Genomic DNA, 26,430 nt, shown 5'->3' with positions numbered 1-26,430 from the left:
ATTATTTATGACTGCATGTGAAGTGGCCGAAAAACCAGAGGCCGAATTTAAACTGGTCGCCAAAGATAGGGACGGCGTCATCAACCCTATGTATGACTGCCAACCGGCCGGCGCTCAATACGCCGGCATAGGCGTCACCGATTGTATTCCGCTGGTTCACGGCGGACAAGGTTGCAGCATGTTTGTACGCCTGCTGTTCGCCCAGCATTTCAAGGAGAATTTCGATATCGCCTCGACCTCCCTGCACGAGGAGTCCGCGGTATTCGGCGGGGCCGGACGGGTCGAGGAAGGCGTAATGGTGCTGGCCCGGCGCTATCCCAATCTGCGCGTCGTCCCGATCATCACTACCTGCTCGACGGAGGTGATCGGCGACGATATTGAAAAATGCATCCGGGTTTTGGATAAGCAGCTCAAGGCGGAATTTCCCGACCGCCAGATTTATCTGGCGCCGGTACATACGCCGAGTTTCAAAGGCAGCCAAGTCACCGGTTACAGCGAGTGCGTCAAGTCGATCGTAAAAACCGTCGCCAAAAAGGGCGAGCCTACCGGTAAGCTGAATGTTTTCCCCGGCTGGGTCAACCCGGGCGACCTGACGCTGCTCAAGCACTATATGAAAGAGATGGGCGTCGATGCGACTTTTTTCATGGATACCGAACATTTCGACTCGCCGATGATGCCGGACAAATCCATCCTGCCGATGGGACGCACCACCGTCGAAGATTTGCAGGATAGCGCCAACGCCAGCGCCACACTGTCTTTGGCTCGCTATGAGGGCGCCATCGCCGGGGATTATCTACAAGCGGAGTTCCAAGTGCCCCAGCACTTGGTCAGCACGCCTTACGGCATCCAAAATACCGATGACATGCTGCGCAAGATCAGTGAAATCACCGGCAAGGAAATTCCTGAGTCGTTGGTGCATGAACGCGGTATCGCTTTGGACGCATTGGCCGATCTGGCCCACATGTTCTTCGCCAACAAAAAGGTGGCTATCTACGGTCACCCGGATCTGGTTATCGGTCTTGCCGAATTTTGTCTGGAAGTGGAATTGGAGCCGGTGCTGCTGCTGATTGGCGACGATCAGGGCAAAAAGTACAAGAAAGACCCCCGTTTAAAGGCTTTACAGGACAAGGTGCATTTCAATATGGAAGTCATCCACAACGCCGACTTGTGGGATCTTGAAAAGCGGATTACCAAGGAGGATCTCAAGCTTGACCTGATCATGGGCCATTCAAAAGGTCGCTACATCGCGATTTATAACAATATCCCGATGGTTCGGGTCGGATTCCCGACCTTCGACCGGGCGGGCCTGTACCGTAAACCGACGGTGGGTTACAAAGGCGCGATGGAGTTGGGCGAGGCTATCGCCAACGCGCTGTTTGCTCATATGGAATATAACAAGGACAAAGAGTGGATTCTTAATACTTGGTAAGCGGCGATTAGAGGTCTCGCGGTCTCGTTCCCACGCGCTGCATGGGAACGCAGGGCTAGGCGCGCTGCGCCGCGAACTAACGCCGGACGGGGTTTGTGACCCCATCCGAAATGTTTGGCGCAAGTATTATTCAAAACGTTAGGGCCGGGGTTGCAAACCCCGGCCCACACAGGTTCCATTGTATTTAATGGTGCCGAGTAGTTACCCCATATAGCTAAACTGTGACTGGATATGAAAGCACTTAATACTCTTTTGACGGAAAACCGGCTGCATTTCGGATCGGCCTGGTCGCTGCCCGAATACAGGCAGATCGAGTTGTACACCAAGCGGAAGAAGCTGCCGTTTTCTGTAGCTACGCCAGACAAGGAAGAATTCGCCTGTAGCTTGAGCCTGCATGCCGCCTCGATGTTGCTGGAGTCTTTTCTGGTGAACAAGGACGCAGAACTCATGGAAGAACTGTCATCCTGGCAAAAGTATCTGGCCCTGCCCCGAGCGACGACAACCGAAAAAATGGTTGCCGAGATTTACCGGATTCTCAGGGTATTCAGAATCTCCGCCATACACCGCGACGGTCATATCGACGTTAGCGAGGGCTTGATAAGAATGTCCTGTACCTTCAAGCGTTGCGCCTTGTCGCTCAATATCACCCCGGTCGGACTCGGGCTGATCGAGTCTTTTGTCTACGCCTATCTGGACTCTTTTCGCCAACCTTATGGCGAGTCTTATGTCGAGTTGCAGTTGCTGCAATATTTTCTCGACATCGTCGCCGAAGTGCGCAAGTTCGCCGACCAGGATCGGGTGCTTTATCAGTTCAGGCCGCGCGGTTTTTTTAACCGGCATTTTCGCCTCGACTGCGATAACCCCCGCTACGAATTTAACGATGGCCGTTACCGTTTCGATATCGGCCCCCTGTATGCTGATCCGGTGCGTTATCCGATAGATTTTTTCGTGGTCATTAAGGATGTATTGCACATAGTGCCTGTGGAAGCCCTGAAAGACGGCTATCTGCCGGAGACCGATCTGGCTGGCTGGCAAGTGCGGGAGCCGTACCGTACCGAATTGCCGCCCGAGTTTCGTCAGCGTTTCGGACGGGAAACGATGGTTATCGGCTTGCCGATGACATGAACAAGTTTAAACATGGCTACTCAACATTCCTCCCCATCGGGAGCATAGGTATCGACACAAGTACCGACGTCTTCTCCCTTGAGGGAGAAGGTTGGGATGAGGGGGATATAAATAGTTGTTTTAATTCTCCTCTCCCCAGCCCTCTCCCTCAAAGGAGAGGGGGGCAAGACCTCAGCGGTTTGCGGATTTTCCAATTCGCTGAATAGTTACGTTTAAACAAGCCCTGATTACCACACTATTAAAAGGAAACTCCAATGTCTGAACCCGGTCACGTAAAAATTGCTTTAACCAGTAACAGTCTTACCAAGGTCGACTGTGCTTTCGCACTCGCCAAGCAAATCGTTTTCTATGACGTTAGCCACAACAGCAGCGAGTTTATCGATGTAATCCGATTTTCCGGCGGCGATGCCGGCGAGCATAAAGGCAGCGCCAAAAACGGCGGCACCTGCTGGATGGAGGATGAAGCCTTAAACGCCGGCGGAGATCGGATTACGCCGCGCGTCGAAGCTATTAAGGACTGTCATGTCGTGTTTACCAAAGGTCTCAGTGATGTGGCGGCGGTGAAACTGCGTGATGCCAATGTATTTCCGGTCAAGATGGAAGCAGGCCGCGATATCGATGAAGTCATTGCTTATCTGCAACGCATGATGAGCGGCCGTCCGCCGCTTTGGTTACGCAAGGCCATGGGTGGACCGCGCAATAGCGATTATTTGCTGGACAAGGACAATGAAGACGACAGTAAAGAGGATACCGTGTCCCGTGAACCGATTTCCATTGAGAACGTCCACTCGAACGATGTGCATCCAGCACGTTCTTCGATTACTTAAATTTGCAGTTTGGAGGTCTACCTCATGCCTGATCCAGATCCCATCTATCACGTTCGTAAAATGTACAGTCGTCTTGAAGGAGCTGCCGAGCATCTGCGCCGCGATGCGGACGGTGTAGACGAGCCTTTATTCAAAGTAATGTTCGAATCCGCCGCGCTGGTTCTCGACCAGCTTGTGGAAGCCTTTCGAACCTATGAAAGGGAGAGCGGTAACGCCTCAGGGAAATCGTCATGATCAGACTCGAACAGGTATCAGTACGGCGCGGCACGATGGAAGTGCTGCACAATATTTCCGCCGAAATTCCGCACAGCAAGATTACCGCCATCGTCGGGCCCTCAGGGGTTGGCAAGTCCACCCTGTTGGCAACCCTGAATGGTTTGCTTCGCCCTGTGTCGGGGCAAATCACCATGGATGGTGTCAGACCCCTGGAAAAACGGGAAAGCCTGCGGGAATTTCGTCGCCATACAGCGACGGTCTTTCAGGAACATGCCTTGATAGACCGTTTAAGCGTGATTGATAACGTATTACTGGGTCTAGCAGATCTGCGCCATCCACTCTCGCCGCTGCCTTGGCCGCAAACCATGCGCTGCCGGGCAGCAAAGGCGCTTGACGACGTCGGTCTTTTACACCGCTTCGCCGCTCGTACTGCAAACCTTAGCGGCGGCGAACGGCAGCGGGTCGGGGTGGCCCGAGCCTTAATAAGAAAACCCACCCTGCTGCTCGGCGACGAACCTTTTGCCTCTGTCGATCCTGCCTTGATGCAACAAATGGGCGACACCTTGCGGCAAATGGCAACGCGCGACGGAGTAACGGTGATTTTAGTGATGCATCAGATTGACATAGCCTTGTTGCTGGCTGACAAGGTGATTGCGCTGGCGGCGGGTAGTATCGCTTTCGACGGTTCGCCTGCCGATTTCGATGCCGAAAAGCAACAACAGATTTTTCAGTACAGCGGCTCGAATGCAACCCATTTGGTAACTTCTCATTAAGCTGCCGAATTCAGACCTACGAGGTTTTAAAAACATCGTAGGTCTCACATTGCCAATTTCAACTCTCAATCAAGGAGCTAAACATGTTTAAAACTCTATTACGTCTATGTTGCCTGCTGGCACTCATGAATGGCCTGTTGCCGACTCATGCCGCCGAAAACCGGCCGCAAAAGCTGGTAATAGGCTTATTGCCCGGTGAGTCGGCACCGACAGTCATGCGCCTTAACGAACCGTTACGCGCTTATCTGGAAAAACAATTAGACTTACCTGTCGAGCTGGTGGTGGGCGCCAATTATGCCGCGACTGGCGAAGCGTTGCGCTTCGGACGTCTCGACATTGCCTATCTGGGCCCTGTCACCTATATCCTGCAAGCCAAGCGCGCCAAGCTGGAACCCTTTGCCCGGCCGTCCCATGATCTAGTCGGCCCCACATTCCAGGCCGTGGTCATTGTTCCGACCGATAGCCCGGCACACAGCCTTGCCGATTTGAAAGGCAAGGACATCGCCTTCGGCGACCCGGCTTCCACATCGGGTACCTGGGTGCCGCGCTATATGTTCGCCGAAGCCGGGCTGGTTTCCGGCCGTGACTATGAACTGCGCGTGCTCGGGGCACACGATGCCGTCGCCTTCGCAGTTGTTCACCATAAGGTGGCAGCAGGCGGTTTGTCGATGCCGATCTATCAACGCTTGCTCAAGGAAGGCAAAATTGCAGCCGACAGCGTCCGTGTCCTGGCCGAATCGCCGGCAATACCCGAGTATATGTGGACTTTCCGTCCCGGTCTTGATCCTGCTTTCAAAAAGAAAATACGTAAGGCTTTTATCGATGTCACCGACCCGGAAGCGCTTAAGGTATTTCGGGCCCAATCCTTTATTCCTGCCGACGACTCGGATGTGGATCAGGTGCGCCACTGGGTCGATGTGATTGTAGACGCAAACCCGGATGCAGCGGCAATTGTCAAATGAGCGCCGACGCCATGATCGAGACCCGAACAAAACAAATCGGCCCGGATCTGGCCGCGATACTGATGCTGGGTCGGCGTCGAGCTTGGCGCCTGTCGACGGCCTGCATTGTCGCTTTCGGCATCGTTGTAGCGGCATTCATCTATGCCGGGGCGCTTGATCCAAAACGCTATGCCGATACCTTGCCGACCCTTATTACGCTCGCCGGAGATGCTTTCCCGCCCGATTTCAGCCGCTGGCAAAAATGGGGCAAACCCTTGCTGGATACTCTCGCCATGAGTGTGGTCGGCACAGTGCTCGGCGCGTTGGCGGCAATACCGCTGGGCGCCTTGGCGGCTCGCGGTATCGGCCCCGCCGTATTGCGCATCCCGGTATTGCTGTTGTTGAATATCCTGCGCTCCATACCCGGTTTGGTTTGGGGCATAGCCTTCGTGGCTGCGGTCGGATTCGGCCCCCTGCCCGGCATCTTTGCGCTGGCTTGTCATTCCACCGGCATGATAGGCAAATTCTGCGCCGAGCTTCTTGAACATGTGGATCCGGCTCCGGGGGCGGCTTTGCGCAGCCAGGGGGTATCCGAAATCGGTGTGCTGCGCTTTTGCGTCTGGCCGCAGATCCTGCCCCGGTTGATCGACGTCACCCTGTATCGCTGGGAGCACAATGTCCGCGCGGCAACTACACTTGGTGTCGTCGGGGCCGGAGGGCTGGGTCTTGAAATCGTTACCGCTTTTCATCTTTTCGAGTATCGGGAAGCGCTAGCCTTGATCATTGTGTTACTGGCGCTGGTAACCTTGATCAACCTGGCCGGGGCTCGTATCCGTGCTCATTTACTGGGTGTTGTGTCTGCCTGATCAGCTAACACCTTTTGTCCATTCAATGTCGAGGTTATCACACATGTCCGTAGAATCCGCTATTGCCTATATCAAAAAATGCGCAGCGATGAGGCGTTTCGTAGCGCCATCAATGCCTGCGAAGATGAACAAGCCAACTGGCTGTATCTCAAAGAACAGGGGTTCGAATTTTCCAGGCAGGAATTTCTCCAGGCAAGGGACGCTATCTATGCCGAATACGGAATTACGCCGGAATTTTAACCCGCTCTATAGCTATGCTTAGTAGTTAAAAATAGCGCGCGAGCGACACGGATTTAGACCGATAGATATGGATAAGGCAATGAATGAATTTGATCCATCGACTCCTGTAAATCCGTTTAAATCCGTCCAATCACTGTCATCCGTGTTCCATTATAAAACTCCCCTGCCGAATAGCCGGACGTAACGCTTTTTGTGCCAGGCTATATTTCAAACTCACTCAAGGACACCACTGTTTATGATTCAGAACAAGGTTGCCTGAAATGATGCCTAAACGCGCTCAGTCTCGACAACAACAAATCGAAGTCTGGCCTGATGATTCAAGCAGGTTTGACAGAAACAGGCTCATTGAGCAGGAATTGGAAGCGATTTATCAAATCAGCACCGTATTGAACAGCCCACTAAGTCTGCGCGACAAACTTCAAAGCGTGTTGGACTTGCTCCATGAGCTGGTTGGGATGCGTTCCGGCCTAATAGCCTTGCGTGACCAGCAGACCGACGCGATGGCGATCTGTGCTGTGCGTGCGCATAATAGCCTATCCGCCATGGATTCCATGCGCTGCGAACCGGGTGAAGGACTGATAGGAGCTATTACGGATGCCCGTCATACCATCGTAGTCGAACGTATCGCCGACGAGCCCCGGTTTCTTGGCAATCTGGGCTTGTACGACCTAACCCTACCGTTCATCGGCGTACCGATAAGGCTTGGCGGCGACCCAATTGTTGGCGTATTGGCTGCACAATTGATGGACAGTCATTGCTTGAGTGAACGCGCCCGATTTATGGAAATGGTCGCCAACCTCATCGCCGAAAGCGTGGAAATGCTGCGGACTATGGAACAAAAACAAAGGCAGCTGACCGAAGAACGGGACAGGCTTAAACAATGTCTGCACCAGAACTATGGCTTTGAGCACATCACCGGCCACACGCCGGTGATGCTGAAAATCTTCGAGCAAGTGAGACAGGTGGCGAAATGGAACACTACCGTACTGATCCGGGGAGAGTCAGGTACGGGCAAAGAACTTATCGCCGGCGCCATCCATTACAACTCCGCCTGTGCCGACGGGCCGTTCATTAAACTGAATTGCTCGGCCCTGGCCGACAACTTGCTGGAGTCCGAGTTGTTCGGCCATGAAAAAGGGGCGTTTTCGGGCGCCTTGAGCGAACATAAAGGCCGTTTCGAGTTAGCTAACCACGGCACGATCTTTCTCGACGAAATCGGTGAAATCTCCGTTGCCTTTCAGACTAAACTCTTGCGGGTACTGCAGGACGGAGAGTTCGACCGGATCGGCAGCAGCCGGACCTTGAAAGTACAGGTTCGTATTATTGCCGCTACCAACCGCAATTTGGAACAAGCAGTGCAACAGGGTGACTTTAGAGAAGATTTGTATTACCGCCTCAACGTCATGCCTATCAGCATGCCGTCACTACGCGAACGACTCGAAGATATCCCCGAACTTGCCCAAGTATTCCTTACCCGCATTTCCAATCGGCAGGGAGGGCGCCAGCTGGAAATCAAGGACAGTGCGATTCGCCTTCTAATGCGCCATGACTGGCCGGGCAATGTGCGCGAATTGGAAAACACGCTGGAACGAGCCAGTATCATAAGCCATAACGGCATCATCAATCGCGAAGCCATCGCTATGGCCGGCTTGGCGCAGAATCAACGCCCCGTTTCGTTAGCCGTCGACAAAGCCGAATTCAATACGGAAGGTATGGATGAACGGGAGCAGCTTATTGCTGCTCTGGAACGGGCTGGTTGGGTGCTAGCCAAAGCTGCCCGGCTACTCAATATGACCCCCAGAAAACTCTCTTACCGGGTGAAAATATTGAATATCCAGATAAAACATATTTAGTAACTATTCAGGCACAGATTTACACTGATAAACACTGATAAACTGAAATATAAAGAACTTAGCCATCTTGTTATCAAGAGTAATACGAAAGGCAAAAGACTAACAGTGGCTTAAGTATTCAGGCCCATTAGCTCCATACGGCTGGCTTAGTCATTAAACGGTTTGTTTAGAATTTTATGGCTAAATCATCCTATTGAAAAATATATTGTTACGCCAAGACTTTCCAGGTTTTAAAAATCTGGAAGGTCTAAATATGGTCGGGGTCAGAATAGTTACAATCGGTGAATCCGTAGCAGTTTAGGGAGCAGACTTACCTCCCGCCCATGCCGAGGTATGCAACAGGCCAGTCCTGCCGCCTTGGCCAGCCATGGAGGAGGATGTCTTTCCAAAGTTTGCTGTAATCCGGCCAAGGCTACACGAGCCGGTGTGGACTTAGGAACACTGACAGGATGGACACCGGCAGCGACCAATGATGCACTAACAGGCGTACTAATCGATTTGGCATACACCATGAGGCAATCGGCTATGTGGCGTAGACGCATCTGTCTTCTATCATTGCGGCTGTCGCCGCCGGTGTTTTCCCGCACGGCTACCAGGCGGAGTTCTGTAGACGAGACTTGATAGATCAGGAAGCGTCTTGAGGTCATAAAGTCACCGTCAAGACGTTCGCCGTCATCCGAGGCAACTGCCACCCGCAAGGAATTGACCATATCGCCGTTGCCGCCGGATTCGATACTGGGCGCGGGCGTATCGAGCACCTGGATGGATGTCTTGCCATTGAGATAAGACAGCGACTGAGCAAGATATTTTTCGGGCATCTTGCCTAGCGCACTTCTATAAGCCGGAAGCGTCAAGCGCTGGAGCTTGCCCGCAGTGATGGGCATGCCCAGTTCATCCGCCAGAGCCGCGACCAGTTGCGGAACATCCACACCCGGCAGGCAACGGGCGGCCACACCGATGCGGAGCGCCAATTCGTCAGACAGTTGTTTCGCTGCCATAATTTAATCCTCCAAAAACTGGATGCAGTAATCTATCGGACACACAGAGAGACACTGCGGTTCGTCGAAATCACCCTCGCATTCGGTACAGCTTACCGCGTCTATCCTGAAAACCCCGCTCCGGATGCTGATAGCGTGTGACGGGCAAACCGTTTCACAATCACCGCAAGCTGTGCATTCGTCACCGTTAATAATCATAGCCATGTTACCTGCTCCTTGACAGCCGACTTGACTGCCGTTTTAGGGCAATACGCTGATTGCCTGTTACTCTGTTTTCTCGTTCCCGCGTGCGGGAACGAGGTTAACCAACAAACCGGCGAAAACCGGCTGCGGAATAATTCAGAATTCATACTTGAACCCCGCTTGAACCAGTCTCGGCGAACCGGGAAGGATGCCCCGGACGCGATCCGCAATATATTGATTATCCAATAGGTTTTTTATCGATACGTGCAGGTTAAGGCTTTTATATACTTGATAAGAACTCGCAAAGTTGACTATCGCATAACCGTTGATTTTGCCGTATTGGCCCGATAGGGCTTCAATACTGTTCGGGCCGTTAGGGTGATCGGCGCCGGATGCCAAATTCATAAAATCGCTGAACTGTTCGCCGACGAAGACCGTTTCAAGATGTATGTCAAAGCCGTTCGAATGCGCATAGCCCACCGTCGCCGTCAGCAAATGTTCGGGGGCATAAGGCGAACGCTTGCCGGGTCCCGAACCGTACACATTGCCACCCGGACACAGTGGCGATACCGAACCGTCGGACAGCGGCAAACAGTGAAACGCCGAGGTGGTTTCGGCAGTGGGCAACCAGGTATAAGTGATTTGCAGATAAGGATTATGCGACCCATTAAACAATTCGGCAGCATCCAGCCGATTCATGAATTCGATACCCTGAAACAAGGCCCTGCCTTGCGCCACCGGCGTATCGTTACCGCCAACCGTACCGAGTACGGTCAAGGCCTGGTAATCATTGTGAAAGAAAGTCAAATCGGTTTTTACTCCGCGGGCCGGTTTGCTGCGCACGCCGACTTCGTAATTCCAGCTTTTTTCCGGTCCGATTTCGACGCTGTTGCCGTTGTTGTAAACGCTGTCTTCAACGCGCGGCGGTGCAAAACCGCGATGCATGCCAAAAAACAGCGTTGCCTGTTTTAGCGGGCTGTAAGTCAATGCAAACGACGGCAAGGCTTCAGTCATGTCGTTAGCGCCGACGGCCTGCTGTCCGGGCAGCTTGTTATCGCGCCGGTAACTGATCGATTCCACTCTGACGCCGGGCGTGGCGGTCCATTGGCCGAGGATGAATTTGTTCTGCACAAAACCTGCGTAGGCATCGGCAAAACGGTCGTTGTTTTCAATGAGGGTCCCGGTTCTGGCGGTCGGAGTATTGCCGTCCTCGGTCAACCGGTATTGATTCTCGAAATGGGCGCGAAAACCCGCATCCAGTTCGCTGTCGACGCCGAACAACGCGTGTTTGGCATGTAATGTCGGCGCGATGCCCCAAGCTTCGTAATCGCGCAGACGGCCGCGCGTAAAATTACAGCTATCGACATCCACGACCGCGCCGTTCAGGCGAGCGTCACGAAAGCCGCTGCCGCACTGGTTATCGGTCGGCTGCTGGTTCATCTGCCGCCACCAGTCGCGATGAAACGCCGACCAGTAAAAACTCGTCGACAAGGTCACATCGTCGTTGACATGATATTCATGAGTGGCCGAAGTCGCCCAGCGCTGGGTCGTAAAACGGTCGTTTTTAAAAGGATTGTAACGCGGGCCGAAATTGCGGTATTCGGCTTCAGTCAGGCCGAACGTCGCTTGCGAATCTTCCCGGTAAAAATCGCCGCGAAAGATTAATGCATGACGCGCATTAATATCGATGACGCCTTTGAGATTGACGTCATCCAGTTTGGCGAAAGTATTATCGCGCGAACCGTCGCCTTCTTTGTGAATGTAATCGACCATGCCGCCGAATTTGTCCACCATGCCGCCATAGCGCATATGCCCGTTCAGGTAATCCCGGTTGCCGCCGGTAAAACTGGCGAAACCGCCAGGCTTGCGCGTTATTTGCGGGGTCAAATAATTGATGGCCCCGCTCAGCGTCTGCGGGCCGTATTGGGTCAGGTCGGCGCCTTTCATGACTTCAATGCCTTCATAACGTTCGACCGGAGGGTGATAATAAATGTCGTTATCGCCGTAGGGCGCAAAGTTGAGCGGCAAACCGTCTTCCAAAAACAGGGTTTTGGTGGAACGGAACGGATTCATGCCGCGTATGCCGATATTGGGCCGCAGCCCGAAGCCGTCTTCATCGCGCACATTGACGCCGGGTACCTTGCGTAACGCTTCATTGACATTGAACACCTGATCCCTGTCCAGGGTCTTCTGATCCAAAATTGTGGCGGAACCGGATAAACTGTTCAGTCTATCCGCATGGCTTATTATTTCCACAGCGGGCAGTTCTATGGTTTCTTCAGCGTAGAGGTTATTGCTGACGACCAAAGCAGACATCAAAGCCGTTAGACGCGTGCTGACTAAATTCATCTCGAAAACTCCAAATTTTATTCACTGCAAGACTTGCGAGGTTTTACACCGCAGGTACGACACGGACCGGTATCCCCAGCACTTCCACCAGTTTCCGCCGCACCCCGCCGAGCGTCTGCCCGGCCAGGGTGCAGGTGGTGCAGGCGCCGCTGAGTTTAATGAAGATCCTGAGACCTTCGATCTTGACCAGTTCAAGGTCGCCGCCATCCTGCTGTACTGCGGGTCTAAGGGTTTCGACCGTAGCGGCAACCAAGTCGTATGAAATGTCTGCGTCGCTGTAATCGGTGGCGTCTAGGATGGGGTCAGAATCTGATTCCATGGGTTTTCTCCTGTATCGGTTGTGGTATGAATTGCGCTGTAGCCTTGACGGCAGCCGCTTCTTGCCGCAGCCGCTCAAGGCTCAGATTATCGCGTCGTAAATAATAATGGCGCAGTACGCGCAGACTGCTTTCAAGTTCATTAGCCGGTTCAGCTCCCGCCTGTTGATGCAGGCATAGCCACTCCCGGAAACTGATGGATGCCAGATGCCTGCGAAAATCGGCATGGTCGATTTGCTGCGAAGCACCCAGAGTTAGCAAGTCAGGCTCGGCTACATGGAAAACATCCAGTTTGCCGCGAAGTGCGGCAAATGTGGTGTGGCCCGCATCGCCGTTTGCAGCGATGACCGCCGAATCCAGCTGGTAACCCAACGCGGGATGATCGACATAACCAATCAACATCCTGCAATCGGCGGCCCGATGACAAAAGTCCGCCGTTACCGGCTCTAGTGGATCCAGGCATAACAAAGTGCCGTGGTTTTCGATACGCGGCAGCACCCCCTCCAGAAAGTTCAGCAATTCGGCCCAGGCCGAGTGATCATCAAGATCGCCGCGAAACCGTTCGCCGCCCAATACCAGCGTGCGTCCACCAAGATCACGACAGACTTGCGACATAAGCACTACAAATTCAACAGCGCTTTGCCGGGCTTGACTGCCTTGGAAAAACCCCATCCCGGTTTGTCCTTGCAACAGCGAATGCAGGCCGACGATTTCCAAACCCGCCTGTTGTGCCGACTGCCTGAAAGCTGTTACTTCGGCATTGCTTGGGCCGGTGCAACCCGTCCCCCAAGTCCAGGCAGGCGACACTTCCACACCGGCAAAACCCATTTCGGCTATCTTCGGCAACCAAGCGGCCTGATTTTTCTGAGGCAATGCTATAGTCGATACGGCTAGTCTCATTTACATACTCCGTCGTTAAACAGCGCTAAAAACTTAATGAATAGCAACGGCCGACGCCGCCTGCCTGTCTAACGCCCCTGAGTCGCCGCCACCATCCCAGCCTTGTTCGGCCATCGCGTCGAAGCGGTCTGCCGATTTGGTTTTGGCTTTTGCCTTTTCTACCCAGGCCAGCCCGCCCTCGCCCAAGGCCATGCTGATTTCATTAAGATGATCGAGTATGGCGCTGCCGGTGTTGACGATAATGGGCTGAATACCGGCCGCCATGATCCGCTTGATCGAGGACGCGCCGATGGATGCCGCATAGACGGCGGCGCAGTCTTTTAAAAACTCCAGTTTGGAGGCGACTTTATCTTCATGAGACATCGGCACTGCATCAGGATGAACCGGAATTTCCTCAATGAGGAAGGCGTTCTGACCGACCGGCACGTTTTGAAAGCGGTTATCCCCGGTCATGACTGCCGGCACGAATTCGCCGATAGCAACCAATTCGGCCTGACCGGGCGCGACTTCGTAGATGACAAAGCGCTCGCCGGCGCCGAAATGCAGGTTGACATGAGTTTGATCGCTGGAAGCAAAGGCAACTTTTATCATTTTCTTATCTCCGTTTTAGTGCATGCATGCCGCTTGTGAATGATTGACATCGGGGACCGCATCTTGCCGGTAAATCGAACGGTAAGATGTGATTTCGCGGCGTTGCCATGTAATCAGATTAGCGGTATCAAATAGAATCTGCCGCGACCCGGCGTAACCGATCCAACGTCTGGCAAATCCGCCGTAGCGGTCGTACAGCGGAAATCCGGCGCGCAACAACGGAATGCCAAGCTGTCTGGCAAGTTCGGCGCCGTGAGAATTGGTAACCAGAAAATCCGCGCCAGATTCCCTGACGCCTTGCTCCAGGTCTTCCAGATCGCCGACTACGACTCTGTCCACCGGCAAATCGGTCAGCGTCTCGCTACGTACCGAGGACACCGCGGTCGGCACGTCTACGCCCAAATCCTTAAAAAAGCGAACCAGCATCCCCAGCAACTCCGGATCGGCAGCCACGGCGGCCTGAACGCCGCCGAACTGCAAATGGCAATCCACCATCGCGTCGAGCAGCTGGGCGCGCTGCCTGACGATTTTGCGCGGCACCTGCTTACCGCTGATAGCGCTGAGCGTGGCCGTAAAATCATCGCAAGCGTCCAGCCCCATCAGCCCGGCAAAACGATAATCCGGAACGCCGGTACGGACTTTTAAAAGATCGGCAGCCTTATTCAGCGACGACCCGACCACCAGGGTGGCAACCGACTCGCCCATCATCGCGATGCGGTTTCGATCAATCCCGCCGGTCGTTAAAGTGGAAAAGCCCAGTTGCTCGATATGTCCATCCAACGAATCACCAAGATCAGGCAATAACAGCGGCTGCAAGCCGAAAGCGCTAACCCACTCCGCCACGGTTTCAACGTCGCCGGGCGTCAACATTGACGACAGCAGGACATTGACTTGCTGCGGTTTGCGAGCCGATACGCGGCTTTCCGGCACCAGTGTGGCGATAATCGCTTCCACTGCGGCGGCAAAACCGGTTTCCAGACAGCCCAGGGTATCCGGAGTATTAACCGGGGCCACGGCCACCTGCGCATAGTCAGGATAAGCGGCCCGAAATTCCCTGATCGAGCCTAAAATATCCGCGCCCTGAGTCTCCGACAAACCTGTCGTCACCAGGCCTATCAAATCCGGCTGATTGCGTTCGCTAATCGTCTTCAAGGCCTCGACGATATTGGCGTCGGCCCCCATCACCGTGACCGCATGATCTATTGCCGTCGTTTGCAACGGAATCGGTTCGCGAAAATGCCGGGTGAAAAACACCCGGCTGAAGGCTGTGCAGCCCTGTGCGCCGTGTTCAAGCGGCAAACAGCGATTGATTCCGAAGAAAGCCAGCGAAGCGCCCATGGACTGGCTGACTTTAAGCGGATTAACGGTTAATGCTTTATTTGGAAAAATAATGTTGGCCACGATAGTTTCCTGATTAGGCTAGGGTTAAGAGCAATCCACCAAAAAATCGTCCACGAAAGACACGAAAAGCACGAAAAACGCCGCAACACAATTCTTTCGATTATTTTTTTCGTGCCTTTCGTGGACTGTGTTTTGCCTATAGTGCAAATTTTTAATGGGGTATTCTTTATCGGGAATCATCTAAGCTCTCCCTGAGTTTGTACCGAACGGCTATGAAAGCCGCTGTCTAGGAGCAACGCGGGATTTCCGCCCCCGATTTCGGGTAACGAACAGCTCCCCGTACTATCCCAGGGCGCCGGTTTATGCAGCTTGCTCCAAACCGGATTGTTGATGGCATAGCTGAGCTGCTTGGCCAGTTCAACGATGCCGGCGTAACCGGCATAGCCGAAGTCCCGTTCGTGATTGATGTCCAGAAAAGGAATGCCGGATTTCAGCGCCGCCTGTAGATAGCGGCCACCGGCGATCAAAATGTCCGCGCCGTATTCGCGGCACGTCGCCATCAGCGCGGTTTGATCGTTATCGTCGATCATGCGCGTATTCTCGCCCATCAGTTCGCGGATACGCGCCTTGTCTTCCTCGGTGGATTTTTCAGTACCGCTGGCCACCACCGTCATTTGCAAATCCTGTAACGCCGAAATCACCGACCAGGACTTGACGCCGCCGGAAAAAATCAACGCCCGCTTGCCCTGTAATCGTACCCGCCAGGGATCCAAAGCGATTTTCGTCGCCTCCTCCTCACGCGCTATCAAGGCTTCGGTGCGCATGGTCAGGTCCGGGTCGTCCAGACGCTTGGCAAAATCCCGCAACGCCTCTGAAGTATCGGCGATACCGTAAAAACTGCCTTCAAAGAACGGCGCGCCGTAATCGTCGTGCAATTTTCTGGCGACGTTCAACATGGCCTTGGAACACACCACCATATTGACCTCGGCGCGGTGCATGCTCTGTACTTCATGAAAGCGGGCGTCGCCGGACAGGGTGCAAAGTATGCGCAGTCCCAGCTCGTCGAATAACGGTGCTACCCGCCAGAACTCACCGACGATGTTGTACTCACCGATCAGGTTAACGTCATGAACCCGGATGCCGGGACGTTGCACGGCGTCCGGCACCGGATCGGGCTCGCGCGTGCCGATCACATGCTTGTACAAGGTCTCGCCCGCGATGCGGTTACCCATGCTCTTACCGCCGTAAAATCCGGCACAGTCAACCGGCACCACCGGTACGCCCCAGCGCTGGGCGGCCGCCTTGGCGGTGACCTCGATGTCGTCGCCCTGCAAGGCGGTAACGCAGGTGCTGTAGATAAAAACCGCGGCAGGCCGGTATTTGTCGATGGCTTCTTTAATCGAAAAAAACAAGCGCTTTTCGCCTCGCCCCATGATCACGTCCATCTCGGAAAGATCGGTGGTCATGCCTTTACGGTAAAGAACAGGCCCGGAAGAACGGGTGCCGCGCGCATCCCAGGAACTTCCGGCGCAACCGATGGGGCCGTGGACAATATGCGCGACATCGGCAATCGGCAGCAACGCGATCTGAGCGCCGTCGAATGCGCAACCGCCCTGGGTGGCGCCGGGTTGGCCTTTGGCGCAGCCGCTCTTGGCGCCGTGATTATGCGCGCAGGCAGGCTCGTCGAGTAAGGCCTGAAGGTCTTGGTTATCCATGGTGTTCTCCGAGAGAGGGTGATGACAGTAATATTGCAACATCAATGCCATATCGGCCTAATGCTCGGAGAAATCCGGCTCGGCGGCCTTACCCGCCAGTCTGCGCGCCTGCTCCAGCTCTTCCTGGGTCAACAGGGAATCGCGCACCCGATTAAAGACCGGATTGAGATACTGATCCAGCCGGTTGAACAAATCGGAACGCTGCTTTAGCGCGTTTTTACGAAAACGTAAACATCGGTAACACATGGCCGAACGGGGCGGGTGTCTGTCGGCGGGCAATCTGTAGGCGAGCGCGAACAGACGGATGCCGGTCGCCAATACTTCCCGGAAGGCCCTGAACCACCAGGCCCGGCGGTAACAAAGCTGTTCAAGGCGTATTGTGCAGATATTGCAGGTGGCGATGGTTGCAGGCGCGGTTTTTGAAGCGGTCTTTGAAACGGAATGGAGTTGCATTGTTTTTGCCCGGTTCGTTATGAATACCAAACAAACTGTGCAAACATCAGGCCAGCTGTTTAAGCCGGGTTGATGTGGCGGCGACTTTAGTCGCCGATTGAGCTATATAGGATTTTCCACGTTCCCACGCGCTGCGTCACTGCCATTAAGTTAAGCGTTGTAGGAGCGGGCCGTGCCCGCGAGAAAGTGCTACAACGCTGTAATCTCCGCGCAAATGTCGCGGGCGCGGCCCGCTCCTACAGCGCGGTAGGATGTGGTGAACGCAGTGAACCGCATCAATCGAGGACGACGCGAACGGTGCGGTTCGTTCCTCACCGCACCCTACCAATATTCTCGTTTAAACATTATAGGACAAGACAATAGGATGGAGAGCGGTAGCGAAACCCATCGTTGCCGGGATTTTATTGATGACGGTTGATGGGTTTCACTGCGTTCTACCTATCCTACTTCGAGATGTGTATAACGACGAGCGCAACGCATGGGAACGAGGGAAACAGATCACCCGAGTTTCAGGTATTTAGCGTACCGATAGGTACAAAATAGACGTCAGGTGTACCTTTGTGTGCAGTTCCAATGAGTCGTTTAACATTTTTTACTCCTCGTTCCCACGCTCCCGCGTGGGAATGCATACGGCACTAAAGCCCGGCAATCATTTGTTAAACGCGATGAAAAATATTCTGAGTTTTCAAAGCCTGTGCGCCAAGGCCTAGCCTCGGTCTGCATTCCCACGCAGGAGCGTGGGAACGAGGCGAACTGCTCCTGCATCGCCTAGAGGCACCTACTGTTGGTGCCTCTAGGCGATGCAGGAGCAATTGCCGAGAACACGAAGTTTTATTCTTCGTGTCCTTCGTGGTGAAAATGTTTTTGGACACAAAAGCACACAAGTCAGGCTCAGCGATAATCCTTATGATTGAGCGCGTACTTGGCCATACGCAGGCCAAGTATGCGCCGGGTTAACCCTAATTGGGCCGCCGCCTCGGTGGTATTGCCGTGATGCAACTTCAGCGCTTCGACTATCATCTCGTATTCGATCGCATTAAGCCTGGCGTCTAGGCTGCCCACCCCGCCGGTCACCTCGGATACCACCGGAGGTTGCAGCGATGGCGGGAGATGGTAGCCGTGGATAACGCCGTCGTCTGCCAGCACCATCGCGCGGGCAATGATATTCTCCAGTTCGCGCACATTGCCGGGCCAGTGATAGCACAGCAGCATGTTGATGGCCGGTGTGGAAATCCTATGGATGGCTATGCCCATCTCTTCGGCGAATTTGGCGACTATAAAATCGGCCAGTTCGATAATGTCGTTGCCGCGCTCCCGTAGCGGCGGTATCGTGATCGGAAACACGTTGAGGCGGTAGTAGAGATCCTCCCGGAATTCGCCGTTGGCTACCATCTCAGGGAGATCGCGGTTGGTCGCGGCGATGATTCTCAGATTGACCTTGATCGGCACGTTGCCGCCGACCCGTTCGAAGGTTTTCTCCTGAAGCACCCGCAGCAGTTTGGCCTGCATCGGCAGGGAAAGTTCGCCCACTTCGTCAAGAAAAATGGTGCCACCGTTCGCCTCCTCGAAACGGCCTTTCCGCAGTGCCGTGGCGCCAGTGAACGAGCCTTTTTCATGCCCGAACAACTCGCTCTCGATAATGCTTTCCGGCAAGGCCGCGCAGTTAAAAATGATGAACGGCTCCGCGCTGTTGGGGCTGTTGTAGTGGATGGCGTGGGCGACCCGCTCCTTGCCGACCCCGCTTTCGCCGAGAATCAGGACCGTGGTGCGCGAACGACTGACCTTTTCGATCAAGTTGAACACTTCCTGCATCGGTTTGGAGTTGCCGACAATATTGTCCGGTTTAAACTTTTTCTTGAGGGCGTTGTGCAGGCGCCGGTTTTCCGCCTCAAGCTCAACTTTACGGACGTTTTCCAACAAATGCAGCTCTACCGCATAGGCTGTGGTAGCGGCCAGTATCGACAGGATTTCGACGTCAAGTTTGAGCAGGCTTTGGTTGTCGTAGATGCGCTCGGCGCTGATGGTGCCCATCACTTTGCGGCCGCGCATGATCGGTACGCACAGAAAGGACAACTTCGAGTCGGCCACGTCGTCACGGCTGCCGGTCCGGTTCAGGAATTCGGGTTCTTCGCTGATGCGCGGTACGATGATGGACTGGCCCGATTCCACGACCTTGCCGGTGATGCCTTCACCTAGAAAATAGACGCCTTTTGCCGCTTCCTCGTCGGTCAGGCCGAAACTCTCGTGTATGAAGATTTTGCCGTAATCCGTGTTGTAAAGCGTCACCATGCCACGGATCACTTTCATGTGCCGCTTCATCAGGCGAACCAGAATCTGCAAGGTCGTCGACAGGTTGCCGGTCTCGGTGACAATCTGGCTCATTTCAAATAACAGTGGTAACAAATCGGTACGGCACTCACCGAAATCGCATTCGCAATAGTGGGGCGCTGGGGAATTCATAGCAGTTCCTCGGGTAAAGGTAGCTTCGTTATATCCTATATTACATAACGAATAAATAATATAGTAGCAATAATAATGCCGGGAACAATCAAAATTTCTCTGCATCCAACCTGTACATCCGGAATGGCTGATCGCTGCATACCCGCCTATCTGGCGAAAAGCAGAGCTCCCCTAAATCGTTTTTAACAACGATCTATTTACCGCGACGGCTTAATCGACAAAATCGGCCAATTCCCAAGCCTATAAATACCTGGCATATGTATTGCTGCAAAAAAACAAACTTCATCACAACCTGATACAGGAGATACATCATGCTCACCCTCACCGAAAACGCCATCACTGCGGTTAATCGCTTCCTGCAAAACTCCACGACCGGCGCAACCGGCATCCGCATACAGGTTTCAGGCGGTGGTTGCGCCGGCCTGCAATACGGCATGATGCTGGAGTCGACAGGCACCGAATCGGATACTGCCATCGAAACTGGCGGCGTCAATGTTTTCATAGACGCCGAAAGCCTGCCCTTGGTTCAGGGCATCACCATCGATTTCGAACAAAGCCTGGAAAGCTCCGGCTTCACGTTCAGCAATCCCAACGCGAAATCCTCCTGTTCCTGCGGCAGTTCCTTCTCGGCCGATACTTGATTGCAAGCATGACTTCCACACCCGCCATCATTATCAACGACACGACGCTCAGGGATGGTGAGCAATCCGCCGGGGTGTCGTTCTCTTTGGAAGAAAAAATCGAAATCGCCCGGCGCTTGGAGGCGCTCGGCGTGCCGGAACTGGAGATCGGTATTCCCGCGATGGGAGAAAAGGAACGGGAAGAAATCAAAATCCTGGCGGAATTGGGGCTCAAGACCCGGCTAATGGTCTGGGCCAGAATGCGCCGGGAAGACCTGGCGGGCTGCGTCGGCTTGGGCGTGCACTACGTCAATCTTTCGATACCGGTATCCGACCAGCAGCTTGCCGGCAAATTGGGCAGGGATCGCAAGCATGTGCTGGCGACTATTCACAACTGCGTGCGCGAAGCAAGGGATATGGGATTTGCCGTGTGCATCGGCATGGAAGATGCCTCGCGGGCGGACCAGGACTTTCTGTGCACAGTCGCGGAAACGGCCCAACAAGCCGGAGCCGTGCGCATCCGCTATGCCGATACGGTGGGCATTATGGAGCCCTTCAGGCTGGCTGAGCGGATTAAACGGCTACGCGCCGCGACCGATCTGGCTATTGAAATGCACGCCCACGACGACCTGGGGCTTGCGACAGCCAACACCCTGGCAGCGGCCGTAGCCGGAGCGACCCACGTCAACACCACCGTTAACGGCCTCGGCGAACGGGCCGGCAACGCGGCGCTGGAAGAGGTTGTACTCGGGCTGCACCAGCTGCACGGACTTGACACCGGCATCGACCTCAGTAATTTCCTGCCACTGTCCGAAAAAGTGGAAGCGGCCTCCGGGGAACCCTTGGGCTGGCGTAAAAGTTTAGTCGGCAAGCGCGTGTTCAGCCATGAAGCCGGGATACATGTCGACGGATTGCTCAAAGACCCGGCCAATTACCAGGGGGTAGACCCCGCGCTAGTCGGCCGCCGCCATCAGCTTATTCTGGGTAAACACTCGGGTTCCCGCGCGGTCATCGAAGTTTATGAAAGACTCGGCATTGCGCTGAGTCAGCCGCAAGCTCATTGTCTACTGGCATTGATTCGACAATTTGTAAACCGCTACAAGCGGACGCCGGAAGCGTCGGAATTGGCCGGGTTCTATTCCGGTTTGTATCCAGGTTCCGCCGCTATACCAAACACCCTCCTCAATTAACCGGATTTTTATGAGCCGCGCAAACATCATAGCCGAAAACCCGATAATCCACGCAGCCGCCCTGCCCGCCGCCAACTACACCGCAACCCGAGAAGCATACCAGGAAATACCGGTCGCAAAGCCTGCATGGTACATGCTGATGCGCGAGGACGTCTGCTGCGTCCAGGAGCGTGACCCGGCTGCACGCAACAGCCTCGAAGTTTTCCTCACCTATCCCGGCGTTCATGCCGTGCTTTTCTATCGCGTCAATCATTGTTTATGGCAAAGCGGCTGGAAACTGACAGCCCGCTGGCTTTCGTTCATGGCGCGCTGGCTGACCCATGTCGATATTCACCCCGGCGCCAAGATAGGCAGGCGCTTTTTTATCGATCACGGCACCGGCGTTGTTATCGGTGAAACGGCGGAAGTGGGCGACGACGTTACGCTTTATCATGGCGTTACGCTCGGCGGTACCACATGGAACAAGGAAAAGCGCCACCCCACTCTGGGCAACGGGGTCATGGTCGGCGCCGGCGCCAAAATCCTAGGCCCAATCATATTGGGTAACCACGTCCGGGTAGGCGCTAACTCAGTCGTCGTTAAAAACGTCCCCGCATACTGCACCGTTGTCGGCATTCCCGGACGGGTGATCCCGCATAAAAGCGGAAAAAGCCAAAACGATGCCCAGATAGATCCAGATTATGACTTGGTTTCCGACCCGGTAGGAAAAGCCGCCAGTTGCATGATGGCAAGAATGGATAAACTGGAAATGCACTTGGCTCATCAGACTCGTGAACCCGGGCAATGCCGCCATTGCGAAGCCTGTACGGTTTGCCGAGGCATAAATATATCGCGGCAAATTAAAGACTCATGAAAATCTGAACGCTTGGTTTTGCTTCGTTTCATTCAAAAACTATCATACGGTCGCACCGTTCTGCTTTTATAACTAACAGCAATTGAGATTTTTTATTTGGTTAACAGCCTTGCCCGCATCTTGAGATACCGCACCGAGTATCACGGCACTGCTTTCGAAAACGGCATAAACCGACATGCCGGGACTCAACCCTGATACTTCGGCATTGGCTTCGGATATTCTGGCGATAAGACTATCGCCGCCAGACAGCTGAACCACTACCACTGAATTTACGTCATCATGTTGGACAAGCAGCACCGTGCCGCACAGGTAGTTACATGCCAGCCGAAAGTCGTCGCATGAATCGGGGACGACAAAAATCTCCGCGGCATTGATCAGCACTAACATATCATTACAGATGCCGAGTTCAAGTTGCCTAAACTCCGACAAAGTGAGTAATGCAATAATCTGTTCGCCGCCCTTTAATTCGACAAATACTTCGGCATTAACAGCACTCGTTTGGATGACAACAACAGTACCAAGTAGTTGATTGGTTGCGCTGGTTTTGATTGACGGCGGTTTCAGAAGCCGCATTACATCTGGATCGTCCGCCAGGCTCTGATTGAGTTTCTGCAAAAACTGCTTGTGCCGTAGTTCCAGGCGAGTAAACAACAGCAACAGCGAACGACCGGCGACAGTCAGGCAGGTACCTCCCCCCTTACTGCCGCCGGTTGAGGTAACAATTAAAATTTTGGGGGCAAGATTATTGGCACGCGCTATCATCTGCCAAGCACCTTTGTAACTCAAACCCACTTGTTTGGCAGCCTGATTGATAGAGCCGCTTTGATCTATCGCCTTTAACAAGCTAATCATGCGGCTATCCAATGTACCAACCAAACGCAATTCGCTCTCAACCCAATTTTGGGTTATGGAACATTCTTTTTTTAGCGACATGTCATTATCTAAATTATAGAGTACGATTCAAAAGCACTAATCCTTTCGGGACAAGCATTATTTGTCAGCCTAAAAAATTATTTAACCCACAAAATCACATCAAGCACTTGTGCTTTTCGCGGACCAACTGCGTTTTTTAGGTTCAACGACATCAACCTGCTTCCGGTTAAGCTTATATATTTGTATACGTAATACATTATATTGGTATTAAATCTTAGCCAGAATGATTCGAATAAGTTCCGTTCTACATAACCGCTCCGACGATACTGGATTAAAAGCAGCAAGTAATAGGCCATCTGTAATATTGCAAAACAAATTTCTTACAGTGTCCAAGTTATCCCACGGGCAGCACTTACTGGATAGTTGTCTCGCCCTCTGATAAACAAGACAGAGTTGTGTGTAACGATGATCGTAGCGCATGAGAATGAGGCAAGTATTTCCGAAAAGTTTTCTATGTGTTTTACAGGCAAAGAATCAATGACCGAACAACAGACGATGAATTACAGAAGCTATATCAAGCAGTGATGTCAAAGCAATAGCCAGCGCATTTAAAATTCACAAGAAAAGCACCAAATAAAATACAAATCCAGTAGTTTTTGGTTATTTTTTATTTGTTTTAATGCCAAATATCGCGAAATATTTTTCCGCTGTTTTTCTCTGTATCTTATTGAATAATTAGTGTAAATGTGGTTTTTTGGTCTTTATATTGGTACGAGCCAAACAAATGACTCCCCACATTATGCCCATTTATCCAGTGAGCATTTAGCGGGTTATGTAGACAGATTATCTACATTCCGAGCGACAGCATCGGGCGTTATAGCTACGATTTAGCTACGGGACATTAAAATGAGTTGGATGAAATAAGCTAACTTATTGAAATCATGGAGCCAATGATGGGAGTCGAACCCACGACCTACTGATTACGAATCTCTTGGCAACCCCTACCGCCACCTACTTACACACCCTGTAATACCTTTAAAATCGCAGCCTAACATATTCCTTTACTACCGCCAAATACTGTTTATTATGGTGACTCGTGGTGACTTATGGGTGACTCAAAAAATAGGTGCATATCGTGAAGCTGACTAAAAAATTTATAGATTCCCAAACCCATAACGGGAAAGCAAAGCATATTGTTTGGGATGATGAGATACCGGGTTTCGGTGTTCGGATTTACCCTACCGGCAAAAAATCCTTTGTGCTGGACTATCGGGATAACAACCGGAAAAACTTAATGGTGATCGGGAGTTATTCTGTTTTAACACTGGATCAAGCCCGGAAGGATGCAAGGGCAAAACTTGTTGGGCTTAACAATGGTATTAATCCATTACAGGAGCGGCAAAAAGAGCGACAAGGTAAATTGATTAAGGATTTATGCGCGGCTTATATCGATCGTCATGCCAGCAATAAAAAATCAGGCGGGGACGATATAACAAGGCTCAACCGGTTTATTATCCCTGAATGGGGCAACCTGTTAGTAACCAACATCAAACGCGCCGATGTGGCTGCCCTGCATTCTAAACTTGGAAAGCATGGGCACTACCAAGCAAACCGGGTCTATTGGCTATTATCAAAGATGTTCAACTTGGCGCGGGTTTGGGGATTTGTTCCTGAAGACCATGTAAACCCTTGCTTTGGAATTGAGAAATTTAAAGAGGAGAAAAGGGAGCGGTTTCTATCACAGGAGGAGTTCCCCCGACTTGTTGAGGCCATTAACAAGGAGTTAAACACTTATGTGGTGGCTGCTATCTGGCTTTACCTATTAACCGGGGTTCGTAAAGAGGAGCTGTTACCGCTTAAGTGGTCAGATATTAACCTGGATCGCAAAGAGTTAAGGTTAGCTGATACCAAGAACGGAAAGCCTCATTATTTGCCTTTGAGCGTTGCCGCCCTGGATGTTTTGAGCAAAGTACAACGTGTAGAGGGCAACCCTTTTGTAATCGTCGGCAGGAATCCCGGCTGTCATCTGGTAAACATTGCCAAACCTTGGGAGCGTATTAGAAAAGAGGCTGGGTTAGAGGATGTCCGATTACACGATTTACGCCGAACTGTGGGCAGCTGGCTGGCTCAATCCGGCAACAGCTTACACTTGATCGGTAAAGTCCTAAATCACTCAAATCAGAGCACCACGGCGATTTATTCAAGGTTTGGTCAAGACAGCGTCAGGGATGCTCTTGAGCAGCACGGACAACAAATAACCGGATTGATGGGGTTGTGAGGTAGGTATAGAGGGAAGCGGTCATAGGGGAGTCCATTTAATAGAGTCCCCAGACCGTTTAAAAATATAACTGTGTTACTGGGCGCGGGCTTCGGAAAACTTAAAGTTTAAATTCACTGTAAGCATTTAGATTTAATAGTATTCCGTTCTGCTGGACTAATATCCAAATCATATTTGTCAACGACATAAAGAAAAGAGCTTACGTAAGAGCAATGATAAGAGGTGCTGGGAGGCATCCACTCCGCCGGGGATTTGTCACCTTTGCTTCGATTTACGCTTGCTGAAACTGGCAATAAATTTGAAATATCATTGTAGAACTGTTTTTTTAATGCAGCCGGCCAATTTGCCGCCCCGTGGTCATGAGCATAATGTATAGGGACGATGTGATCTATGTCTAGGTCTGATTTTGAGGTGTAATTAATCCCTGTATAAGGGTCTGTCCACAACCCAGCGGAAAAATTACAGGCGGTTGTGCTGTATTGGTCAAATGTAAGCAATACCTCATCTCGCGTATTAAAACAGTCACCGTCATCATTTCCCCAGTCGCCCCAGTCATCACGATTATAAGCCGTGCTTGACCGGTCTTTGGAGTTATCCTTTAAATCGATTAGTGATAAAGAGTAGCCGTTTAATATAAAGGACGCGCGGTAATTTACATTATCAACGCCAATGTTAAGGACCGTGATCAAGTTTGTTAAATCACTATATTTGGCCGAGTAACCAAAACAAGTATTTTCCTCTTTAGCTACGTTATCAAGCAGAAACCTTAAGCCGTCGTAAATAATGGAGGCGTTAAACAAGCCCATTGTAGTGTTAATACAGCTCAGTTTGATGCTGCCTGGGACATATTTGCTATTGAGCGCGATTAAATCGCCACTAATTACCTTCTTGTCTTGAGGTGGCACGGATGGCGAGGACCGGGGTAGAGTCGGAGTCACACAAACGTTGTTTTGAAGTACCTGTGGAGGCAAACAAGTCGGGGTTGGAGTCACACAAACGTTGTTTTGAAGTACCTGTGGAGGCAAACAAGTCGGGGTTG

Annotated in this window: 25 protein-coding genes; 13 read left to right on the top strand and 12 right to left on the bottom strand. The window is 52.5% G+C overall.

All coding sequences use genetic code 11. The annotated features are described in order from the left end of the window. Positions 1-7: 7 nt before the first annotated feature. From vnfK to nifA, 9 genes are all read left to right on the top strand, one after another. A complete protein-coding gene (gene vnfK / locus V7051_RS15175) occupies positions 8-1,429 on the top strand; it encodes a V-containing nitrogenase subunit beta (protein WP_333875456.1) in 1,422 nt (473 codons plus the stop codon). Positions 1,430-1,660: 231 nt separating this feature from the next. Next, complete coding sequence (locus V7051_RS15170) at positions 1,661-2,554, top strand: hypothetical protein (protein WP_333875454.1); 894 nt, start codon at positions 1,661-1,663, stop codon at positions 2,552-2,554. 254 nt (positions 2,555-2,808) lie between these two features. Then, on the top strand, positions 2,809-3,381 hold the full coding sequence (locus tag V7051_RS15165) for a NifB/NifX family molybdenum-iron cluster-binding protein (protein ID WP_333875452.1): 573 nt from the start codon (positions 2,809-2,811) through the stop codon (positions 3,379-3,381). Between the two features lie 24 nt (positions 3,382-3,405). Then, positions 3,406-3,615 carry a hypothetical protein gene (locus V7051_RS15160; RefSeq protein ID WP_333875450.1) on the top strand — a complete coding sequence of 70 codons (210 nt, stop codon included), beginning with the start codon at positions 3,406-3,408 and terminating at the stop codon, positions 3,613-3,615. Further along, positions 3,612-4,370 (top strand): ATP-binding cassette domain-containing protein, encoded by a 759-nt coding sequence (locus tag V7051_RS15155; RefSeq protein ID WP_333875449.1) that lies wholly within the window; start codon positions 3,612-3,614, stop codon positions 4,368-4,370. The genes V7051_RS15160 and V7051_RS15155 overlap by 4 nt, the downstream gene beginning before the upstream one ends. 83 nt (positions 4,371-4,453) lie before the next feature. Beyond that, complete coding sequence (gene phnD, locus V7051_RS15150; RefSeq protein ID WP_333875447.1) at positions 4,454-5,332, top strand: phosphate/phosphite/phosphonate ABC transporter substrate-binding protein; 879 nt, start codon at positions 4,454-4,456, stop codon at positions 5,330-5,332. Then, positions 5,329-6,177: a phosphonate ABC transporter, permease protein PhnE gene (gene phnE / locus V7051_RS15145; protein ID WP_333875446.1), complete on the top strand. Its 849-nt coding sequence runs from the start codon at positions 5,329-5,331 to the stop codon at positions 6,175-6,177. The genes phnD and phnE overlap by 4 nt, the downstream gene beginning before the upstream one ends. A 78-nt stretch (positions 6,178-6,255) precedes the next feature. Then, complete coding sequence (locus V7051_RS15140) at positions 6,256-6,417, top strand: Nif11-like leader peptide family natural product precursor (RefSeq protein WP_333875445.1); 162 nt, start codon at positions 6,256-6,258, stop codon at positions 6,415-6,417. Between the two features lie 260 nt (positions 6,418-6,677). Further along, entirely contained in the window at positions 6,678-8,270 is a 1,593-nt protein-coding gene (gene nifA / locus V7051_RS15135; protein ID WP_333875443.1) for a nif-specific transcriptional activator NifA, read from the top strand. Positions 8,271-8,542: 272 nt separating this feature from the next. Here the strand turns inward: nifA and V7051_RS15130 are convergent, their stop codons facing one another. The 10 genes from V7051_RS15130 to V7051_RS15085 all read right to left on the bottom strand — a co-directional run bounded on the left by V7051_RS15130 (position 8,543) and on the right by V7051_RS15085 (position 19,577). Next, complete coding sequence (locus V7051_RS15130; protein ID WP_333875441.1) at positions 8,543-9,268, bottom strand: dinitrogenase iron-molybdenum cofactor N-terminal domain-containing protein; 726 nt, start codon at positions 9,266-9,268, stop codon at positions 8,543-8,545. Between the two features lie 3 nt (positions 9,269-9,271). Then, on the bottom strand, positions 9,272-9,466 hold the full coding sequence (locus V7051_RS15125; RefSeq protein WP_333875465.1) for a 4Fe-4S dicluster domain-containing protein: 195 nt from the start codon (positions 9,464-9,466) through the stop codon (positions 9,272-9,274). Positions 9,467-9,607: 141 nt separating this feature from the next. Further along, on the bottom strand, positions 9,608-11,800 hold the full coding sequence (locus tag V7051_RS15120) for a TonB-dependent receptor family protein (RefSeq protein ID WP_333875439.1): 2,193 nt from the start codon (positions 11,798-11,800) through the stop codon (positions 9,608-9,610). A gap of 43 nt (positions 11,801-11,843) precedes the next feature. Then, positions 11,844-12,119 carry a NifU family protein gene (locus V7051_RS15115; protein ID WP_333875437.1) on the bottom strand — a complete coding sequence of 92 codons (276 nt, stop codon included), beginning with the start codon at positions 12,117-12,119 and terminating at the stop codon, positions 11,844-11,846. After that, the gene (locus V7051_RS15110; RefSeq protein WP_333875435.1) at positions 12,103-13,017 is read right to left on the bottom strand and encodes a sugar phosphate isomerase/epimerase family protein; all 915 of its coding nucleotides are present in this window, start codon (positions 13,015-13,017) and stop codon (positions 12,103-12,105) included. Before V7051_RS15110 ends, V7051_RS15115 begins: the two co-directional genes overlap by 17 nt. 33 nt (positions 13,018-13,050) lie before the next feature. Continuing rightward, positions 13,051-13,608, bottom strand: coding sequence for a NifB/NifX family molybdenum-iron cluster-binding protein (locus tag V7051_RS15105; protein WP_333875433.1), 558 nt, complete (start codon positions 13,606-13,608; stop codon positions 13,051-13,053). Positions 13,609-13,623: 15 nt separating this feature from the next. After that, positions 13,624-15,009 (bottom strand): nitrogenase iron-molybdenum cofactor biosynthesis protein NifN, encoded by a 1,386-nt coding sequence (gene nifN, locus V7051_RS15100; RefSeq protein WP_333875432.1) that lies wholly within the window; start codon positions 15,007-15,009, stop codon positions 13,624-13,626. A 176-nt stretch (positions 15,010-15,185) separates the two neighbouring features. After that, positions 15,186-16,664, bottom strand: coding sequence for a nitrogenase iron-molybdenum cofactor biosynthesis protein NifE (gene nifE, locus V7051_RS15095; protein WP_333875430.1), 1,479 nt, complete (start codon positions 16,662-16,664; stop codon positions 15,186-15,188). Between the two features lie 57 nt (positions 16,665-16,721). Then, positions 16,722-17,117 (bottom strand): hypothetical protein, encoded by a 396-nt coding sequence (locus V7051_RS15090; RefSeq protein ID WP_333875429.1) that lies wholly within the window; start codon positions 17,115-17,117, stop codon positions 16,722-16,724. Positions 17,118-18,008: 891 nt separating this feature from the next. After that, positions 18,009-19,577, bottom strand: a complete 1,569-nt coding sequence (locus V7051_RS15085) for a sigma-54 interaction domain-containing protein (RefSeq protein WP_334181154.1) — start codon at positions 19,575-19,577, stop codon at positions 18,009-18,011. A 311-nt stretch (positions 19,578-19,888) separates the two neighbouring features. Between V7051_RS15085 and V7051_RS15080 the strand changes: the two genes are divergently transcribed. The 3 genes from V7051_RS15080 (at position 19,889) to cysE (ending at position 22,240) form a co-directional block, all read left to right on the top strand. After that, a complete protein-coding gene (locus V7051_RS15080; protein WP_333875424.1) occupies positions 19,889-20,218 on the top strand; it encodes a HesB/IscA family protein in 330 nt (109 codons plus the stop codon). Positions 20,219-20,226: 8 nt separating this feature from the next. Next, a complete protein-coding gene (nifV, locus tag V7051_RS15075; RefSeq protein ID WP_333875422.1) occupies positions 20,227-21,387 on the top strand; it encodes a homocitrate synthase in 1,161 nt (386 codons plus the stop codon). A 133-nt stretch (positions 21,388-21,520) separates the two neighbouring features. Further along, a complete protein-coding gene (gene cysE, locus V7051_RS15070) occupies positions 21,521-22,240 on the top strand; it encodes a serine O-acetyltransferase (RefSeq protein WP_442919660.1) in 720 nt (239 codons plus the stop codon). 72 nt (positions 22,241-22,312) lie between these two features. Here cysE and V7051_RS15065 read toward each other — a convergent pair whose 3' ends face one another. Continuing rightward, entirely contained in the window at positions 22,313-23,173 is an 861-nt protein-coding gene (locus V7051_RS15065; protein WP_333875418.1) for a TOBE domain-containing protein, read from the bottom strand. A 1,075-nt stretch (positions 23,174-24,248) separates the two neighbouring features. Between V7051_RS15065 and V7051_RS15060 the strand changes: the two genes are divergently transcribed. Continuing rightward, positions 24,249-25,391 (top strand): tyrosine-type recombinase/integrase, encoded by a 1,143-nt coding sequence (locus V7051_RS15060; protein ID WP_333875417.1) that lies wholly within the window; start codon positions 24,249-24,251, stop codon positions 25,389-25,391. Positions 25,392-25,504: 113 nt separating this feature from the next. On the opposite strand, the gene V7051_RS15055 is transcribed toward V7051_RS15060, so the two are convergent. Then, positions 25,505-26,430, bottom strand: a 926-nt coding sequence (locus tag V7051_RS15055; protein ID WP_333875415.1) for an HNH endonuclease family protein, incomplete at its 5' end; no start/stop codon positions are given.

The organism is Methylobacter sp. (genome assembly GCF_036845245.1).
GTDB lineage: Bacteria > Pseudomonadota > Gammaproteobacteria > Methylococcales > Methylomonadaceae > Methylobacter_A.
The sequence above is the reverse complement of the archived record's forward strand: the minus strand, read 5'-3'. Positions and strand labels throughout refer to the sequence as shown.